Origin of the sequence: Actinomadura sp. KC345 (assembly GCF_004348515.1) — a bacterium.
GTDB lineage: Bacteria > Actinomycetota > Actinomycetes > Streptosporangiales > Streptosporangiaceae > Spirillospora.
The window spans coordinates 1-1,946 of the sequence record NZ_SMKH01000542.1; the positions used below are offsets into that span (position 1 = coordinate 1).

Below are 1,946 nucleotides of genomic sequence, written 5' to 3' on the forward strand. Positions count from 1 at the left end.
CCCGTACACCGCCCGCACGTCCAGCACGTACACCAGCGTGTCGTCCGCGCCCACCTGATGCTTCGGATCGCCCTTCTCACCGAACCCGTCCTCCGGTGGAATCCGCGTCACCACACGCGACCCCGGACGCGCCCCCTCCAGCGCCTTCGTCAACCCCGCGACCAACTGACCCGTCGGAAACGCCCCCGGCCCCTTCGAATAACTGCTCGCCAGCAGCTTCCGACCCGACCCACTCCACCGGTAGCCCACATAATCGGCCACCACCAGATCACCCTTCCGGGCACCCGACCCCTCGCCCTCCTTCAAGGTCTCCACCGCGAAGGAGTCACCCGGCGCGCCATCAGGGAACTCGACCTCGGGCAGCTTCCCGAAATCACCCTTCACCGTGACGTCCACACCACCGCCCGAACACGCCGACAACACGAGCGGCGCGGCGACCACGGCGACCACGGGCAACAACCGGACACGACGCATACAGGGGTCCTTCGAGGGGACGGCGAGCGCTACTGCGCGCTCACCCTACCGCCCAAGTGACCCACCGGTAGGGCCCCGCCGCACATGTCGCCCCGCCCCTACATACCGGCGATGAGCTTGTCCACCCGCTCGTCCACCGACCGGAACGGATCCTTGCACAGCACCGTCCGCTGCGCCTGGTCGTTCAACTTCAGATGCACCCAGTCCACCGTGAAATCACGCCGCTTCTCCTGCGCCTTCCGGATGAACTCCCCCCGCAGCCGCGCCCGCGTCGTCTGCGGCGGCACCGACTTCGCCTCGAAGATGTCCAGATCCCGCGTGATCCGATCCACCGACCCCCGCTTCTCCAGCAGGTAGTACAAACCCCGATCACGATGCACATCGTGATACGTCAGATCCAGCTGCGCCACACGCGGCGACGACAACGGCAGATCGTACTTCCGCCGGTACCGCTCGATCAGCTTGTACTTCGTCACCCAGTCGATCTCACGCTCGACCAGATCCAGATCGCCCGTCTCCACCGCCCGCAGCGTCCGCTCCCACAGCTCCAGCACCCGCTTCGCCGTCGCGTCCCCGCCACGCGCGTCCACGAAATCGCGCGCCTTCCCGAAATACTCCTTCTGGATCTCCAGCGAACTCGCCTCCCGGCCGTTCGCCAGCCGCACCTTCCGCCGCCCCGTCATGTCATGACTGACCTCGCGGATCGCCCGGATCGGATTCTCCAGCGTCAGATCACGCATCACCACGCCGGCCTCGATCATCCGCAGCACCAGATCGGTCGCACCGACCTTCAGCAGCATCGTCGTCTCACTCATGTTCGAGTCACCGACGATCACATGCAGCCGCCGGAACCGCTCCGCGTCCGCATGCGGCTCGTCCCGCGTATTGATGATCGGACGCGACCGCGTCGTCGCCGACGACACACCCTCCCAGATGTGCTCCGCCCGCTGCGACACGCAGTACACCGCCCCGCGCGGCGTCTGCAGCACCTTCCCCGCACCACAGATGATCTGCCGCGTCACCAGATACGGAATCAGCACATCCGCCAGCCGGCCGAACTCCCCGTGCCGCCCCACCAGATAGTTCTCATGGCAGCCGTACGAGTTCCCCGCCGAATCCGTGTTGTTCTTGAACAGGTAGATGTCACCGGCGATGCCCTCCTCACGAAGCCGCCGCTCCGCATCGACCAGCAACCCCTCCAGAATCCGCTCACCGGCCTTGTCATGCGTCACCAGATCCACGACACTGTCGCACTCCGGCGTCGCGTACTCCGGGTGACTCCCCACGTCCAGGTAGAGCCGCGCCCCATTACGCAGGAACACGTTGCTGCTACGACCCCACGACACCACCCTCCGGAACAGATAGCGCGCCACCTCGTCCGGTGACAACCGCCGCTGACCCCGGAAGGTACAGGTGACGCCGTACTCGTTCTCAAGCCCGAAGATGCGCCTATCCACACCCTGACCCTATGC

Annotated in this window: 2 protein-coding genes; both read right to left on the reverse strand. The window is 65.9% G+C overall.

Annotation, left to right across the window (positions count from 1 at the left end):
* On the reverse strand, positions 1 to 474 hold a 474-nt coding region (locus E1281_RS39370; RefSeq protein WP_165959321.1), incomplete at its 3' end, for an FKBP-type peptidyl-prolyl cis-trans isomerase.
* 98 nt (positions 475 to 572) lie between these two features.
* Positions 573 to 1,931, reverse strand: a complete 1,359-nt coding sequence (gene pafA, locus E1281_RS39375) for a Pup--protein ligase (RefSeq protein ID WP_131884769.1) — start codon at positions 1,929 to 1,931, stop codon at positions 573 to 575.
* Positions 1,932 to 1,946: the final 15 nt, after the last annotated feature.